The sequence below is a fragment of the Microbacterium daqui genome (assembly GCF_050408675.1).
Taxonomy (GTDB): Bacteria; Actinomycetota; Actinomycetes; order Actinomycetales; family Microbacteriaceae; genus Microbacterium.
On sequence record NZ_JBNTKF010000001.1, the window covers coordinates 35,593 to 51,252 of the forward strand.

A 15,660-nucleotide genomic window follows, 5' to 3' on the forward strand; every position below is an offset into this window, starting at 1 on the left:
CGGGCCGTTCCTCCGGGAGCGGCCCGTTTTGCTTTGCTGGGATCTATGCTGATCCATCAGCATGGGGTCGGGTGCCGGGTATCACCTCGTGAGTACGGCCACGCGTGCGCTCCGTGATTCCGGGTTCACGAACGCGTTCCTCTGGGTGCTGGACGGCAACGATCGCGCAAATAGCTTTTACGAGCGCAATGGGTGGCACGACAGCGGCGCCACCAAACTCGATGACTTCGACGGCGACGAGCTTCGTGAGCGCCGCTTCGAGCGCGCGCTTTAACTCACCAGAGCGGGCCCCATGAGCAGCCGCCCGAAGCGCTACTGCGCGAGGGGCTCGATGAGGGCGGGGGAATTGTTGCGCACATTGCCGACGGCACGGTGGACGGCGTAGGCCTCAAGGAGCGTCTCCATGCCTTCGGCAGCGTCAGTCGCGGCGTCGAGAATATCCCGGGGGTAGTCGACTGTCGGGTCGAGCCAGGCGTCAGCGTAGTCGTCGTCGACGAACACCGGCATGCGGTCGTGAATGCTGGCAAGATTGCCGGTGGCGGAGCGCGTCAGGATCGAGAAGCTCAGCATCCACCGGTTCGGGTCGTCGTTCGCAGCTGCCGGGTTCTTCCACCATTCGTAGAGGCCAGCAAAGAAGAGAGGCGCGCCATCAGCCGGCCGGATGAAGTACGGCTGCTTACCCTCGGGTGCCGTGTGCCACTCGTAGTAGCCGGTGACCGGAACAATGGCACGCCGGTTTTCGAAGGCGCCCCGAAACATCGGTTTGTCTTCCAGCACTTCAGAGCGCGCATTGATGGCGCGCGGGCCCACGGAGGGATCTTTTGCCCAACTGGGCACCAGACCCCAGCGGGCTGGTTCCAATCGCCGTGTCGGTGGTTCCGTCTTCACCGAATCAAGCACAATAGCGACGCGGTCGGTGGGTGCCACGTTGTACGACGGGGCAGGTAGATCTTGAGCCTCGAGGTCGACGCGCAAGACGCCAACGAGCTCTGACCCGACATTCGCTACGACAAATCGCCCGCACATGCCGCCAGCCTACGCCGCACCGCCGACGTCGCCGGCGACGCGCACGTGTGGCGTCAGCGGATGATGCCCTCTTCGCGTAGCCGGTCGAGAAGCCCGGCACCATCAGGAGCGGTCACCCACGGGGTGTCAGAGTGGTCGTCTACGAGCGTGCGACCACCGGCGAGCACAGCCTCCGCGGGTGAGAGCCGACGGATCGCGACGGCCGCGACGCTCTGTGGGTGTTCCTTCGCGAACTCGGTATAGATCGAGTCATCGTGCTGGCCGTCGTCACCAATGAGGAGCCACTTGATGTGGGGAAATTCTCCGGCGAGACGTCGCAGGTTGCGCTCTTTGTGTTCGCGACCGGAACGGAAGAAACGGTCGTGCGTGGGGCCCCAGTCTGTCAGCAGCATCGCCCCACGAGGGAAGAGATGACGACGGAGGAATCGCGACAGCGTGGGGGCAATGTTCCACGCGCCGGTAGAGAGGTAAATCATCGGCGAGCCGGGGTTGTCACGCACCAGGCGCTCGAGCAACACCGCCATGCCCGGAACCGGCAGGCGTGCGTGCTCGTCGATGACGAAGGAGTTCCACGCCGCGACAAGGGGGCGGGGGAGAGCCGTGACCATGACGGTGTCATCGACATCGCTGAGGATGCCAAAACGCGCGTCGTTCGCGACGATCAGCACGTGAGCCTCGACCGGAGGCTGGCCCTCGACCGACATCGTGATCTTCTGCCAGCCGGCAGGCAGTTTCGCCTTCACGACGAAGTCAATGACGCCGCCGCTGTCAGCCGTGATTTCGAACGATTCGTCACCGACGGTGACGGTTACGAGCGAGAATCTGACCGGGATGCCCATGAAGCTACGCCAGCCGCGGACGCTCTCGAGCTCACCTTCGGGGGTGCGGCGGCGGGGGCGCACAATCAGTACGCGCCCGAGAACACGCACCCAGTCTTCGCTGCCGTACCCGGGAAACGGAACGATCGTCGGCGTCTTGCCGCGCTTGCGCGCACGACGCTCACGCCACGCGTGGTACCGGCGCTCGAGGCGGGCAAACCAGTTGATCTTCGGGTGATCGGGGGACTGAGAGAACATCGCCTCTAGTCTTTCACGTCTCTCGGATTGATGGCAGTTGCCGGGCTCTCGTCATCGAAGAGATCGACGTTGTTGATGCTCGGAAGCTGGTCATCGCTGTCACCAATGTGGCGGCTTTCGCGGCGCTGCAGAATCTTCTTCGCGACGAATACGGCGATGGCAAACACCGCAATGATGCCAACGAAGAGGTATCCCGCCCAGTGCAGGCTCGAGCTCAACTGTGCATAGGTCTGGGCAGCGCCGGCGGCCACGGTCACGTAGAGCCCCGCCCACAGCGTGCACGCGGGCAACGTCCACGCGATGAAGCGGCGGTACGAGAAGGTGCTCATGCCGACAGTGACCGGAACCAGGGAGTGCAGCACCGGAAGAAAGCGCGAAATGAAGATGGCGGGTCCGCCGCGGCGCTGCAAATAGCGTTCGGCGCGCACCCAGTTCTTCTCGCCAATCTTGCGGCCGAGCCACGTGGTGCGAATCTTTGGACCGAGCCAGCGCCCCAACCAGAAACCAATCGATTCGCCGATGACCGCGCCGACGATCACGACGACGGCAAGAATGACCCCGTCGAGTGGGCCCTGCACACCCATCGCCGCGGTGATGACGATCGTGTCACCCGGAACGACAAGGCCGATGAGCACGCTTGTTTCGAGCATGATCGCGAGGCCCGCGATCGTCGTGCGCAGGGCAGGATCGACAGACTGCACCAGATCGATGAGCACGCCGACAATGTCGTTCACAAAAGTGAGCCTAAAGCCTGTGGGCCGGCAATGCGTGGGGGAGATCCCCAGAATCCGTAGAGTTGTGGCATGTCGTCGAACCTCACCGCGGTGAAGTTGCGCGGGTGGGTGTCACCCGATGCGCTGTTTTACGCGTCTGAACGTCGCGCCGACGTCGCGTTTTATCTCGACGCTGGCGCCGAGGCGAGCGCGGGATGGAGCTACCTCGGGGTGGGTGCTCGCGTCGCCCTCGACGAGGCGCTGGACGTAGTCGTGCGCTCGTCTGACGGCGAGTGGCCTGCCGGCCCGTTCCGCGGGGGCTGGATTACGTGGCTCGGCTACGACGACGCAGCCGCCCGCGCTGGCGCGCCCGCAGTCGATGCTGAACGCGGCGTAGCGATCAGCGCCGAGTCGTTCCTCGCTTTCGATCTCGCGGCGCGCGTGGTGTGGGCTGTCGCGCCGGTCGCTGATGCCGAAGCTTTCGCCGCGGCAACGCAACAGCGCCTCGACGCTGAACCCGAAGTTCCGCTCGCGCTGGCTGCGCAACCCCACGAGGCCGTCGCGCGCCACACGGCGGCCGAGTATGCCGCTGATATCGAGGCGTGCCGTGAGGCGATCCGCCAGGGTGACGCGTATCAGCTCTGCATGACGACGCGGTTTACGGTTGCGGGCGCACACGACGCGGCCGATGTGTTTCTCCGCTTGCGGGCGGCGACGCCGTCGCACCACGCCGCGTACATTCGCGTCGGCGAGACAACGCTCGTGAGTGCGAGCCCGGAGCAGTTCGTGACCATTGAGGGCGCGCGCATCAGCACCAAGCCCATCAAGGGCACGCGGCCCCGGGGCGAGACGCCGCAAGAGGACGCGCGTCTCGCAGCGGAGCTGCTCGCGAGCGAGAAGGAGCGTGCCGAAAACGTCATGATCGTTGACCTGATGCGCAACGATCTGTCACGCATCTGCACCCCGGGTTCCGTTCGTGTCGACAAGCTGTGGCACGTCGAGTCTTACCGCGCGGTTCACCAGTTGGTGAGCACGGTGTCGGGTCAGGTGGCAGCCGGAACCACGGTGAGTGACGTGCTGGATGCCACCTTCCCAGCCGGGTCGATGACGGGAGCGCCGAAGCTCAGTGCGATGACAATTCTGCACGGGCTCGAGCGTGGCGGCCGGGGCGTGTATTCCGGTTGTTTCGGCTGGATCTCGCACGATGGTTCCGCTGATCTGGCGATGGTTATTCGTACGGTGATCGTCGGAACCACGGAAGCGTATGTGGGTGCCGGTGGCGGTATCACGTGGGGTTCGATTGCGGCGGATGAGGTCGCCGAGGTTGCGATTAAGGCGCGGGCGCCGCTCGCGGCGCTGGGGGCTCGCGTCGCGGCGGAGTGGGAACCGGTTCGGTAGGATAGAAGAACGCGTTTTTCGTTTTACTCTGCTGAGGAAGTACCCGTGTCACAAGCTGCCCCCATGGACTCTGCCGAAACTGGCGTCGACCTGCATGCGATCGAGGCCAAGTGGCAGCGACTTTGGGCCGACGAGCAGCCCTTCAACGCCGGTGGTGACGAAGACACCCGCCCGCGTAAGTACGTGCTGGCGATGTTCCCGTACCCCTCGGGTGACCTGCACATGGGGCACGCCGAGAACTACCTGTACTCCGACATCGTGGCGCGCTACTGGCGTCACCGCGGCTACAACGTTCTGAACCCGATCGGGTGGGACTCGTTTGGTCTGCCCGCGGAGAACGCGGCGATCAAGCGTGGTGCTGACCCGCGCGAGTGGACGTACGCGAACATCGAGCAGCAGAAGACGGGCTTCAAGCGCTACGGCGTCTCGTTCGACTGGACGCGCGAACTGCACACGTCTGACCCGGAGTATTACCACTGGAACCAGTGGCTGTTCCAGCTGATGTTCGACCGTGGCCTGGCATACCGCAAGGAGTCGCCAGTCAACTGGTGCCCGAACGACCAGACCGTGCTCGCAAACGAGCAGGTTGTTGATGGTCTGTGTGAGCGTTGTGGCGCCCAGGTCGTTAAGAAGAAGCTGACGCAGTGGTACTTCAAGATCACCGATTACGCTGACCGTCTGCTCGACGACCTGAACCAGCTGGAGGGCCGCTGGCCGAGCAAGGTGCTGCAGATGCAGCGCAACTGGATCGGCCGCTCGCAGGGCGCTGACATTGACTTTGAAATCGAGGGTCGCACCGAGAAGGTGACGGTCTTCTCGACCCGCCCCGACACGCTGCACGGCGCGACGTTCTTCGTGGTGGCTCCGGACTCTGATCTGGCTGCCGAATTGGCCGCAGGAGCTGACGCTGACGTGCGTATGCGTTTCCAGGCATATCTCGAAGAGGTGGGCCGTCACAGCGAAATTGAGCGCCAGTCGACGGACCGACCGAAGACCGGTGTGTTCCTCGGTCGCTACGCGATCAACCCGGTCAACGGGGAAAAGATGCCAATCTGGGCTGCCGATTACGTGCTCGCTGACTACGGTCACGGCGCCGTCATGGCTGTGCCCGCGCACGACCAGCGTGACCTCGACTTTGCCCGCGCTTTCGACCTGCCGATCAAGGTCGTTGTTGACACCACCGCGCCGATCACAGGCGCGATCACGGTTGTCGACCCCGAGGACCTCGACGCCGTTGCCGCGTCGATCGATGAGCTGCACCCGGGTAAAACCGGCGTCGCGCTGACCGGCGAAGGTCGCCTGATCAACTCGGGTTCACTCAACGGCCTGAGCAAGCGCACCGCGATCGAGCGCGTCATCGCTGAACTTGAGGCGAACGGTGGGGGCCGAGCGACCACGACGTTCCGTCTGCGCGACTGGCTGATTTCACGCCAGCGGTTCTGGGGAACCCCCATCCCGATGGTGCACACCACCGACGGTCGCCTGGAGAAGGTTCCGGCCGACCAGTTGCCGGTGCGCCTGCCGAGCGCTGCGGGCCTCGACCTGAAACCGAAGGGAACGTCACCGCTGGGCGGCGCCACCGAGTGGGTCAACACGGTCGACCCCGTGACGGGTGAAGCGGCACAGCGTGATCCCGACACGATGGACACGTTCGTTGACTCGTCGTGGTACTACTTGCGCTTCCTGAATGCGAACGACCCAACGCAGGCGTTCGACCCGGCGGAGGCCGCTAAGTGGGCGCCGGTTGACCACTACATCGGTGGCGTTGAGCACGCGATTCTGCACCTGCTGTACGCACGCTTCATCACGAAGGTGCTATTTGACCTCGGCTACGTCGACTTCACCGAGCCGTTCACCAGCCTGATCAACCAGGGCATGGTTATTCTCGATGGCACGAAGATGTCGAAGTCGAAGGGCAACCTGGTGTTGTTCAACGACGAGCTCGAGGCGCACGGTGCTGACGTGCTGCGCACGGCGCTCGCGTTCGCCGGCCCCGTTGAAGACGACAAAGACTGGAAGGACGTCTCGACGACGGGTGCCTTCAAGTTCCTCTCGCGTGCGATGCGTATTGCTCGCGAGGTCTCGTCGCCCGTTGACGCCCTGTTCGCTGACGGTGACGTGGCGCTGCGCCGCGTGACTCACAAGGTGTGGGCCGAGGTGCCGGCACTCGTCGAGCAGACCAAGTTCAACGTTGTCGTCGCCCGCCTCATGGAGCTCGTCAACGCAACCCGCAAGACGATCGATTCCGGTGCGGGCGCTGGTGACCCCGCGGTTCGCGAAGCTGCCGAGGCTATCGCACTCGTGCTCGACCTGATCGCGCCGCACTCGGCTGAAGAGATGTGGCACATTCTGGGCCACGACGGCTTCGCAGGTGTAGTGAACTGGCGTACCGCCGACCCGGCGCTGCTGGTCGAAGACACCGCAACGTGCGTTGTGCAGGTCAACGGCAAGGTCCGTTCGCAGCTCGAGGTGCCGACCAAGATCTCGGCCGAAGAGCTCGAGGCCCTGGCTCGCGCCGACGAGAAGACCATCCGCGCCATCGGTGACGCCCAGATCATGAAGGTGATCGTTCGCGCCCCGAAGATCGTGAACTTCGCCGTCAAGGCGTAAGTTTCGCTTCCCGAAGTCCCCGGAACCCTCATGGTTCCGGGGACTTCCGCGTTTCGTCACGGTACTTTCCTCCCCAGGCGGCGACTTTGGGGTTTCGGTACCCAAAGCTGGGGATGAGCGGAACCAGCGGTTTGTGGGTGCCTAGCGTGGCGGTATGTCGGACTCCGCACAGCCACGCGCGCAGCGGGCGTTGCGAATTGGGATCGGCGCGGCGCTCATCGTGATCGTCGGCGTGTTCGCGGTCGTCGTCGGCATGGGCGTCGTGCGGTCGGCGGGGGAGCAAGTGGTGTCGGTTCCGGCATCGGCCGCCACCGCCGCGCCGATCTATGTTGACGTGCAGGGCGCCGTGGTCACGCCGGGTGTCTATGTGCTCGACGCTGATGCGCGCGTGGTCGACGCGGTGACAGCGGCGGGTGGATTTCGCGACGATGCGAACGCGGCCGGCATCAACCTCGCACGACTTGTCATTGACGGTGAGCAACTCGTGGTGCCGACGCTTAGCGCAGATGGTGCCGCGCCTGAACAGTTCGACGATGGGCTGATTAACATCAACGCTGCGACCTCCGCCGAACTCGAAGAATTGCCGCGCATCGGCGAAGCACTCGCGTCACGCATCATCTCTTGGCGTGACGAGAACGGCCCGTTTCGCACCGTCGATGATCTCGGCAATGTGTCGGGAATCGGCGAGAAAATGCTCGAGGTGCTTCGGCCGTTGGTCAAGGTGGGGTGACGTGAAGCGGCGCGTCGACGTGCGGCTGTTGCCGATCGCGCTGGGTGCCTGGGCGGTTGGCATCATCGCTGTCATGGTGCCGGAGTTCGCGTGGGTATTCGCCGCTGTGTGCTTCAGCGTTGCCGCCCTCATGCTCGCCCGAGCGCTCCTGACAAACCGGGCCACGCTGTCGATCGTCATGATCGCGTTTGTGGCCGCCGGGGTGGTGGCGGGCCAAGTGGCGCTGGCCGCCCCGCAACGAACGGCAGCGGCCGCCGTCGAGCGACTCGACGAGGCGGTCGCCACGGTGACCTCGAAGGTCGAGCCCGCTACTGGCGGCGGGTGGCGGTTTGAGATCAGTACACCGCTCGCAGGGGCGAACACGCCCGTCGCCGTGTTTATGAGTGGCGAGCGTCCGGCGCATCTTGATCTTGGTTCCGTCATTCGAATATCTGGAAAGGCGGCGGAACCATTTGCTGGGCAACGGGTCGCGTCGCGCGTCATCGCGGCGGAGGCTCCCGTGGTGCTGGCACCGCCGGGTGGGTTGCTTCTCGTCGCCGCCGATCTCCGTCAGGATCTGTCCGCTCTGGCATCACTGTTTCCGGGGCGCGGAGCCGAGCTGATACCGGGGCTGGCCGTGGGCGACACAACGATCGTGAGCGATGAACTCGACGTGGAGATGACGCAATCGTCGCTGTCGCACTTAACAGCTGTCAGCGGCGCGAATTGCGCGATCGTGACGGGGGCAGCGTTCTGGCTGGCTGCCCTGTGCGGTGCGCGACGCGGTGTGCGCGTGGGCGTCGCGCTCACGGTACTAGCGGGGTTCATTCTGCTGGTGACGCCGGAGCCGAGCGTGATTCGCGCGGGTGCAATGGCTGCCGGGGCAATGCTTGCGCTCCTGCTGGGCCGGGCCCGAGCGGGCGTGCCGGTGCTCGCGCTGGCCGTGGCGGTGTTGCTCATCGCTGACCCGTGGCTCGCGACATCAATCGGCTTCGCCCTGTCAGTCGCCGCGACCGGAGCACTCCTGCTGTTGGCAGCCCCGCTCGCCAACAAGCTCGAGATCATGATGCCGGCCCCGCTTGCGCTGGCTGTTGCGGTGCCACTCGCCGCTCAACTCGTGTGCGCCCCGATCATCATTCTGATCGATCCACACATTTCCGCGATCGGAACCCTGGCCAACCTCATTGCCGCACCCGCGGCACCGATCGCCACGATCGTGGGCCTGCTCGCGTGCCTGCTGGGCATGGTTCCGGGAGTCGGCTTCGCGCTGACCGCCCTGGCATGGGCGCCAGCGACCTGGATCGCCGCCGTCGCCGAGGTCGCAGCACAGGTGCCGGGTGGCCGCATGGCGTGGCCCGACGGCGTTGTGGGTGCAGTCTTGCTCGCCATCGTGACGGCCGCCGCACTGGTGGCCCTGATGTCGCGCCAGGCGCGCTGGCGGCTGATCGCGGCCACAACGGTGGCAGCCACGATTGCGGTGGGTCTCGGGCTGGTCGCGGTGCGCACGCTCGTCGCGCCGCAGGCCGTGCCGACCGGGTGGGCCATCGCCGCGTGCGACGTTGGCCAGGGTGATGCAATGATCGCGCGTTCGGGGGAGGCGGTCGCCCTGATCGACACGGGCGTCGACCCTGCGCTGCTGTCCCAATGCCTCGAACTCTTGCAGATCTCGCACATCGACCTCCTCGTGCTGACGCACTTCGACCTCGACCATGTCGGCGGCACCGACGCCGTTGTTGGCAAAGTCGACACGGTGCTCCATGGCCCGGTACCCGATGCGCTGGCGCAACAACGACTCGACGATCTTCGTGACGGTGGCGCCCAGCTCATCCCAGCCGTGTCGGGGATGACCGGAACCATGGGTGCGGCGCGCTGGGAAGTGCTGTGGCCGACACAAACGCCGGCACCGGGCAATGACGCGAGCATCGTGTGGGAGGTGAGTGGGGGCGGTGTGCCGCGGTCGCTCTTTCTGGGTGATCTGTCGGCCGAAGCCCAACAGGGGGTGCTGGCCACTGGTTCCGTGCACGGGCCCTACGACGTGGTCAAGGTCGCACACCATGGGAGCGCCGACCAAGAACCGCGTCTGTACGACGAGGCATCCCCGGCGGTCGCGCTGATCGGGGTTGGGGAGAACGACTACGGGCATCCGCGGCAGGAGATCCTCGACACGCTGGCGGCGGGTGGCGCGGTCATTTTCCGCACCGATCTGGACAGCACGACGACAGTGAGCCTCCTCGATGACGGTCTCGGCGTCTGGCGCCAGCGCGAACGCACGACCGTTTCCGGGCGGCGGCGCGGGGCGCGGTGTCGGCGGTGGGCGGTAGGCTCGGAGTATGACTCCTGCACCGCGCCGGCCCGCTGCGAAAGCCCCCGCGTCTGCGATTCCGCAGGTGTCGTGGCGGCGTCCGCAGCCGGCACCCATTGTGCTGGTGTCTGGCCCAGAAGAGGTCTGTGCTGAGCGCGCCATCGCGGGCGTTCGTGCCTACCTGCGTGCCGAAGATCCGTCGCTCGAAGTCTCCGACGTTCGTGCTGATGACTACGAATCGGGCACGCTGTTCGCTGTGACGTCGCCGTCGCTGTTCGGTGAGCCGAGGCTGGTGCGGGTATCGGGTGTTGAAAAGTGCACCGACACATTTTTGACCGAGGCGCTGGCGTACCTCGAGAACCCGCAGGAGGGCGCGACGGTCATCCTCCGCCACACGAGTGCGAGTGTGCGCGGCAAGAAGCTCCTCGACGCGATTCGTGCGGGTTCTGGCCGTGGTATCGAGATTGCGTGCCCGGCGATCAAGAACGATGACGAGCGTGTTGACTTCGCCCGTGGTGAGTTTGCTGCGGCCGACAAACGTATCAACCCGAACGCGCTCCGCGTACTGATTAATGCGTTCACAGATGTCACTGAGCTCGCAGCCGCGTGCCAGCAGCTCATTGCTGATGTGCCCGGCGAAATCACCGAAGAGGTTGTTGAGAAGTACTACGGCGGCCGCGTCGAGGTGACGGCGTTTGCCGTGGCCGACTTTGCGATCGCGGGCAACCTGCCCCAGGCGCTCGCAACGTTGCGGCATGCGCTGTCGTCAGGCGTTGACCCGGTGCCGATGGTCGCGGCATTCGCGATGAAGCTCCGTGGCATCGCCCGTGTCGCGGGCGCGAACGAAAGCGACCAGGCTCTTGCCGCACGGTGGAACATGAAGGACTGGCAGGTACGCCGCGCCCGCAACGAGGCCCGCGGCTGGAACAACCTGTCGCTCGGCCTCGCGATTCAGGCGGCCGCGCGCGCCGATGCCGAGGTTAAGGGTGCCTCACGCGACCCGATCTTCGCCCTCGAACGCCTCGTCACGGTGATTGCCACGCGCGCACCGTTTGGCTGGGATCCACACTCCCGCCGCACCACGCTGTAACCAGGTACCCAGCCAGGACCTGGCCCACACCCGCGTCCTGTTGTGCACGATCGATCCTTCCAGCGGGTCAGAAAACTCGGCGTGCCGCCTGCATGTTTCGATTTCGTCGTGCAGAACAGGAAGAGCGGAACCACGTTGGCCGGGGGGAAGCAGAACGCCCGCCCCCAAAAGGGAGCGGGCGTTCTAAAAAAGCTGGGCTTAGAGTGCCGAGACCTTCTTAGCGATAGCCGACTTGCGGTTAGCGCCCTGGTTCTCGTGGATAACACCCTTGCTGACGGCCTTGTCGAGCTTCTTCGAAGCAAGCTTCAGGGCCGACTCGGCAGCTGCCTTGTCACCCGAAGCAACAGCCTCGTTGGTGCGGCGGATTGCCGTGCGAAGCTCAGACTTGACAGCCTTGTTGCGCTCGCGAGCCTTCTCGTTGGTCTTGTTGCGCTTGATCTGCGACTTGATGTTTGCCACGTGTGGTCAGACTTTCGTTCCAGTTGGACGGTTTGAAATGCCAAGTGGCAAGGAGAGGGCTGCCGCTCGGCGGACGTGAGGGAAAACCCACACGCAAGCCAATGACCAACTCTATCAGCAAACGGGCCGTTGCGCGATTCGAGGGCGGCCGTGTCAGAAAATCCTCAGGCGCTCGATTCGGCAGCCACGTCGGTAGCTGCCAGATCCCTCTCCAGCGTAGCGATCGCGAGCCGCAACGCCGCATTGAATGCCGCCGGTCTCATGGCAGACACGAGGTGGGTAGCGCGCGGAACCACGATGAGTTCAGAGCCCGGCACGAGCTTCACGAAAACCTTCTCCGAAACCCGCAGTTGGTCGTACTGCCCGTTAACGAACCAGGTCGGAACCATGATGCGGGTGAGGGCGGTGCGCAGGTCGAGAGCGGCGAGGCTTCGCAGTGCCGTATCTTGCGCAGCCAGCGCGTACCCGCCGGCACCAAAATCGGCACGGGTTTCGTCGGGCAAGGTGGCGGCGAGCATCTGCTTCGTCAACCACATGCCCTTATCGGGCAGCGAGTTAAAGGTTCCGGCGAGCGCACGATACGTCGCCAACGCCGCACCCCGTGGAAAGGCGGTGCATGAGGCAGCGACGAATCCGGCGACGGGCGGCGCTGTTTCACCGCCGACATAGGCCGTGCACAACAGCCCGCCCATGGAATGCCCGACGAGCAGCACCGGCCCGGTGGCATCACGCACCGCGGTGTCGATCGTCTCGAGCGCCCCACTCAACGTGAATGTCTCTGTCATCCGGGTGCCGTGGCCGGGCAGGTCAACCGCCGTCACTCGGTATCCGAGACCTTCGAGATATTCGACCTGCGCTCGCCACATCGTCGCCGACGTGCGGATGCCGTGCACCAGCACCACCTCGATCGCCGTCCCGCCGTTCATACGCCCACCCTAAAACCACGATTGCCCGTGCCGGGAGAGAAATTCTCCACCGCACGGGCAATCATCAGGCGCTTACCGCAGCACGAGCACCCACGTCGTGTCTTGCGACACCGTCACGCCCGAGCCAGCGGGGGTGAACACGGCGGTAATGCGCTGGAGTCCGCGGTGCAGGCGGTCAGACACCGTGAACTTCGCCGTGCCCTGTGCATTGACCGGAGCACTGCCTAGCAGACGGTCGCTAGCGTAGAACGACACGGTTCCGGCAGTGGAACCACCGGGTACGGTCACGCTTGCCGTCACCTTCGCGGGCAAGAACCGGTTGATCACCAGGAAGTTGCTGTCCAGCGACAGCGACGACGCGATCGGTGCTCGCTCCGTCACCGTCAGCGTGACACCGGCGGAAGTTGATGCGAGTGCGGTAGCGGAACCACCGAAGATCGCGACAACCGTGTGGTCGCCAACACCCAGCGTTGATGGCAACGCGAGTGAGGCAACACCATTCACTGTCGCCGCGCTGCCAACGACGACGTCGTCAACAACGAACTCCACGGTTCCGCTGCTGTCGCCATCCGTCGCCACGGTAGCCGTCGCTGTGACTGTCGAACCTGCAACAACCGATGAAGCACTCAGTGCGAGTGACGTGCTCGACGCCACCTGCCCAGCGTTCAACCCGACCAGCACAGGGTCGTGGTCGCTCGACCGGTAGGGGGAGGCCTCGTGGTAGAGCGCGCCGACGGAGTTATAGCGGCTGTACTCCAGCGCGAGGGCCTCGCCCGCGTTGATGTCCCACACCGTGGCACCCGTTGAGCGCTCCAGCGCCGAGGGGCTCAACAGTACGTGGTCGAGCGAGCCCGAGAGTCCCTGGAACACATAGGTCGAGTCCGTCACGCCGTAGTGGTGCTCGGCGTTGACGAAACCGGCCTGGTACAGAACCTGCAGCGGGTCTTCCTGTCCGTACGAGTTGAAGTCACCGACGAGAAGCACATCGCTCGAGCCACTGCCCGTCGGGTCGGTGGCAATCCAGTCACGCAGTGCCGTGGCCTGACGAACGCGCGATTCCACAGACGAGCCCTGGCCGTCACCGGTGTCAGCATCGCCCGGCCACGGGCCCGCCGAACCCTTCGACTTGAAGTGGTTCACGACGACCGTGAACGCCGTACCACCCGTTGCCGGCACAAACGTCTGCGCGATGGGCTCACGAGCGTTGCCGAAGGCTTCGCCATCGCCGCTCTGCTCGCCAAACGCGGAGGCTGCACCCACCGGGGTGACGAGAGCGGGCTGATAGATGATCGCGTTCGTGATGACGTCTTGCTCAGCCAGCGGCGGGAGGTTCGAGGCCGAAGCAACAGCCGCCCACTTGGGTGTCTCGAGCCCCGCGTTTAAAGCCTCAACCAGACTCAGCAAGGCTTCGTCCGTTGCCTCACCCAGAGCTGCCGAGTTCTCAATCTCCATGAGACCGACAACGGAAGCATCGAGGCCGTTGATGGCAGCCACGATCTTCTCCTGCTGACGATCGAAGTCAGCGCCGTCCCATGCGCCGCGCTGGTCACAACCGCCACGGACGGTCACGCCATCGCCGGCGCGGTCGGTGTAAGCCGTGCACGACGCGGTGTCGATGCCGAGCGTCGTGAAGTAGTTCAGCACGTTGAACGATGCGACCGACACGTCGCCACCCACCTCAGCGGGAGCCGCCGGGCGGATGTTCGCGAAGTCCACGGAGTCGGGAATGCCACCGGGCAGGGGAGAGGTCGGGTTGAGCTTGAAGACGTCGTTACGGAAGTCCACGATGTGTGGCGCCGTCAACGTCGCCGATGCGCCCACGGTTACCGGCTCGCTGAGAGACACGTAGGCCGGAACCAGGGAGGTGTTAGCAGAGTTCAGGTAGTTGGTCGACGCGCCGTCGTCGAGCGTCACCGCACGTGCCGCATTGTTAGCGGCAACCGCTGCCGCCTCAGCGGAACTAGGAACCGCCACATCCGTCGGCTGCTGCAGCGGGGTTCCGCCCCACGCCAACCCGACCTCACCGTACTGGTGCGTCGTGTAGGTGCTGCTCACGGTAAACGACTCCGTCGGCAGGTAGAGCATTGACTCGAGCGTCTCGCGCGTCGCGTTGTCGGCCGGCCACGCCGCGGTGATCGCAAGCGGTGCGCTCGCGGCAGGGAGTTGAGTGACGTTTCCAGCGGTCACCGTGATCTCCGTGAGGCCGAAGTGCTCGGAGACCACACCGGCGACCTCGACCGTGTCACCAATGGCGACGCTCGAGACGGTCGCGGGCGAGTAGATGAAGATCGCGTCCGACGCCAGGTGCGAACCGAGGTCGCTCACGCCACCGGTGCCCGGAGTCTGGATCGTGTAGCCATTGAAGCCCCCGGTCGCGTACGCGGCGGTGACGACGCCCTGCGTGCGCACCGTTGCGCCCACATACGGCGATGCGTCGCCGGTGCCCTGAATCTCGGCGATCGTGAGGGTTTCTTCCTCACCGGGATCGACCGGTCCACCGCCGTCACCCAATGCCTGCGGCGTCGGCGTCTGTGTCGCGAAGTCTGCCGCGTTGTTGATCGTGTTCACGGCGTCGCCATTACGCGAGATGCTCGTGCTGTTCGATGTTCCGGGCGCCGCGGCGCCGGCAAAGTCTGTTGCCGCACCCCATCCGACGTAGTCGATGACGCTCTCTGCCTGGGCGAGACCCGTGGAACCAGAAAGCGCGCTGGCAGAATTTACCAGCGCGACTTTGCCGCCGGTTCCGCTCATCGCAATCGTGCCGTTGACGTCAGGGTCAAAACCCGGCAGTGACGTGTTCGAACCGGTCGCCTGACCGACGAGGAGTGTCTTACCGGCGTCCAGGGTCATGCTGGTGAGGGGAGTGACCTGCCACGTGCCGCCCGTGGTGGAGGCATACTGCACGCTCCACGAACTGAGGTCGACGGTCGCGTCTGACACATTGATGAGCTCGATGAAGTCACGGTTGAACGCGGCACCGGAGTTACCGCCGCCACCGTAGACCTCACTGATGATGACCGGGGCGTCAACAGACACCGCCGCTGACGCGGGTAGGGCGGATATGCCCACAGACGCCAAGACGAGTCCGGCAACCGCGGCCGGAGCAAGCACGCGCCGAGAGCGCGTAGAGGAAGGGGACGACATGGTGCCTCCAAAGGGGTGGGAGAAGGAACAACAATGTGTCGAGCGTCTTCCCAGCGGGCACTCAGAATCAAGGGTTTGATGGTGAGGTTTCTCTCACCTTCGCGTGTCGAGAGACAACCTTCTTTCGTCGTTTGGCGGCCGTTCGCGTGATCGCCAACGAAAGTTCTCGCCCCCGCCGCTATCCCTCGCAACCGCTCACGTGGTCCC

12 protein-coding genes are annotated in these 15,660 nt (G+C 64.8%); 6 read left to right on the forward strand and 6 right to left on the reverse strand.

Translation table 11 applies throughout. The annotated features are described in order from the left end of the window. Positions 1-61 precede the first annotated feature (61 nt). Positions 62-274 carry a GNAT family N-acetyltransferase gene (locus ACQUSY_RS00180; RefSeq protein ID WP_428902515.1) on the forward strand — a complete coding sequence of 71 codons (213 nt, stop codon included), beginning with the start codon at positions 62-64 and terminating at the stop codon, positions 272-274. Positions 275-312: 38 nt separating this feature from the next. On the opposite strand, the gene ACQUSY_RS00185 is transcribed toward ACQUSY_RS00180, so the two are convergent. The 3 genes from ACQUSY_RS00185 to ACQUSY_RS00195 are packed head-to-tail and all read right to left on the reverse strand — an operon-like array spanning position 313 to position 2,836. Next, positions 313-1,026, reverse strand: coding sequence for an SOS response-associated peptidase (locus ACQUSY_RS00185; protein WP_428902516.1), 714 nt, complete (start codon positions 1,024-1,026; stop codon positions 313-315). A 53-nt stretch (positions 1,027-1,079) separates the two neighbouring features. Then, positions 1,080-2,102: an App1 family protein phosphatidate phosphatase gene (locus ACQUSY_RS00190; RefSeq protein WP_428902517.1), complete on the reverse strand. Its 1,023-nt coding sequence runs from the start codon at positions 2,100-2,102 to the stop codon at positions 1,080-1,082. A 5-nt stretch (positions 2,103-2,107) separates the two neighbouring features. Beyond that, positions 2,108-2,836 carry a DedA family protein gene (locus ACQUSY_RS00195; RefSeq protein WP_428902518.1) on the reverse strand — a complete coding sequence of 243 codons (729 nt, stop codon included), beginning with the start codon at positions 2,834-2,836 and terminating at the stop codon, positions 2,108-2,110. A 69-nt stretch (positions 2,837-2,905) separates the two neighbouring features. On the opposite strand from ACQUSY_RS00195, the gene pabB reads away from it, so the two are divergent. The 5 genes from pabB to holA all read left to right on the forward strand — a co-directional run bounded on the left by pabB (position 2,906) and on the right by holA (position 10,924). Further along, positions 2,906-4,213 (forward strand): aminodeoxychorismate synthase component I, encoded by a 1,308-nt coding sequence (gene pabB / locus ACQUSY_RS00200; protein WP_428902519.1) that lies wholly within the window; start codon positions 2,906-2,908, stop codon positions 4,211-4,213. A 45-nt stretch (positions 4,214-4,258) separates the two neighbouring features. After that, positions 4,259-6,823: a leucine--tRNA ligase gene (gene leuS / locus ACQUSY_RS00205; protein WP_428902520.1), complete on the forward strand. Its 2,565-nt coding sequence runs from the start codon at positions 4,259-4,261 to the stop codon at positions 6,821-6,823. Between the two features lie 154 nt (positions 6,824-6,977). Next, positions 6,978-7,553 (forward strand): helix-hairpin-helix domain-containing protein, encoded by a 576-nt coding sequence (locus ACQUSY_RS00210; RefSeq protein WP_428902521.1) that lies wholly within the window; start codon positions 6,978-6,980, stop codon positions 7,551-7,553. 1 nt (position 7,554) lies between these two features. After that, positions 7,555-9,987, forward strand: coding sequence for a ComEC/Rec2 family competence protein (locus ACQUSY_RS00215; RefSeq protein WP_428902522.1), 2,433 nt, complete (start codon positions 7,555-7,557; stop codon positions 9,985-9,987). Next, positions 9,920-10,924 (forward strand): DNA polymerase III subunit delta, encoded by a 1,005-nt coding sequence (gene holA / locus ACQUSY_RS00220; protein WP_428902728.1) that lies wholly within the window; start codon positions 9,920-9,922, stop codon positions 10,922-10,924. Before ACQUSY_RS00215 ends, holA begins: the two co-directional genes overlap by 68 nt. A gap of 198 nt (positions 10,925-11,122) precedes the next feature. On the opposite strand, the gene rpsT is transcribed toward holA, so the two are convergent. The 3 genes from rpsT to ACQUSY_RS00235 form a co-directional block, all read right to left on the reverse strand. Further along, positions 11,123-11,383 (reverse strand): 30S ribosomal protein S20, encoded by a 261-nt coding sequence (gene rpsT / locus ACQUSY_RS00225; protein ID WP_428902523.1) that lies wholly within the window; start codon positions 11,381-11,383, stop codon positions 11,123-11,125. 164 nt (positions 11,384-11,547) lie between these two features. Beyond that, entirely contained in the window at positions 11,548-12,309 is a 762-nt protein-coding gene (locus ACQUSY_RS00230; protein WP_428902524.1) for an alpha/beta fold hydrolase, read from the reverse strand. A 72-nt stretch (positions 12,310-12,381) separates the two neighbouring features. Beyond that, positions 12,382-15,453, reverse strand: a complete 3,072-nt coding sequence (locus tag ACQUSY_RS00235) for an ExeM/NucH family extracellular endonuclease (protein WP_428902525.1) — start codon at positions 15,451-15,453, stop codon at positions 12,382-12,384. Positions 15,454-15,660 lie beyond the last annotated feature (207 nt).

What these genes read in the sequence shown, in the direction of transcription:
- ACQUSY_RS00180 (WP_428902515.1), top strand. Translation starts at nt 62, where the DNA reads ATGGGGTCGGGTGCCGGGTATCACCTCGTGAGTACGGCCACGCGTGCG.
- ACQUSY_RS00185 (WP_428902516.1), bottom strand. Translation starts at nt 1,026, where the DNA reads ATGTGCGGGCGATTTGTCGTAGCGAATGTCGGGTCAGAGCTCGTTGGC.
- ACQUSY_RS00190 (WP_428902517.1), bottom strand. Translation starts at nt 2,102, where the DNA reads ATGTTCTCTCAGTCCCCCGATCACCCGAAGATCAACTGGTTTGCCCGC.
- pabB (WP_428902519.1), top strand. Translation starts at nt 2,906, where the DNA reads ATGTCGTCGAACCTCACCGCGGTGAAGTTGCGCGGGTGGGTGTCACCC.
- ACQUSY_RS00210 (WP_428902521.1), top strand. Translation starts at nt 6,978, where the DNA reads ATGTCGGACTCCGCACAGCCACGCGCGCAGCGGGCGTTGCGAATTGGG.
- ACQUSY_RS00230 (WP_428902524.1), bottom strand. Translation starts at nt 12,309, where the DNA reads ATGAACGGCGGGACGGCGATCGAGGTGGTGCTGGTGCACGGCATCCGC.
- ACQUSY_RS00235 (WP_428902525.1), bottom strand. Translation starts at nt 15,453, where the DNA reads ATGTCGTCCCCTTCCTCTACGCGCTCTCGGCGCGTGCTTGCTCCGGCC.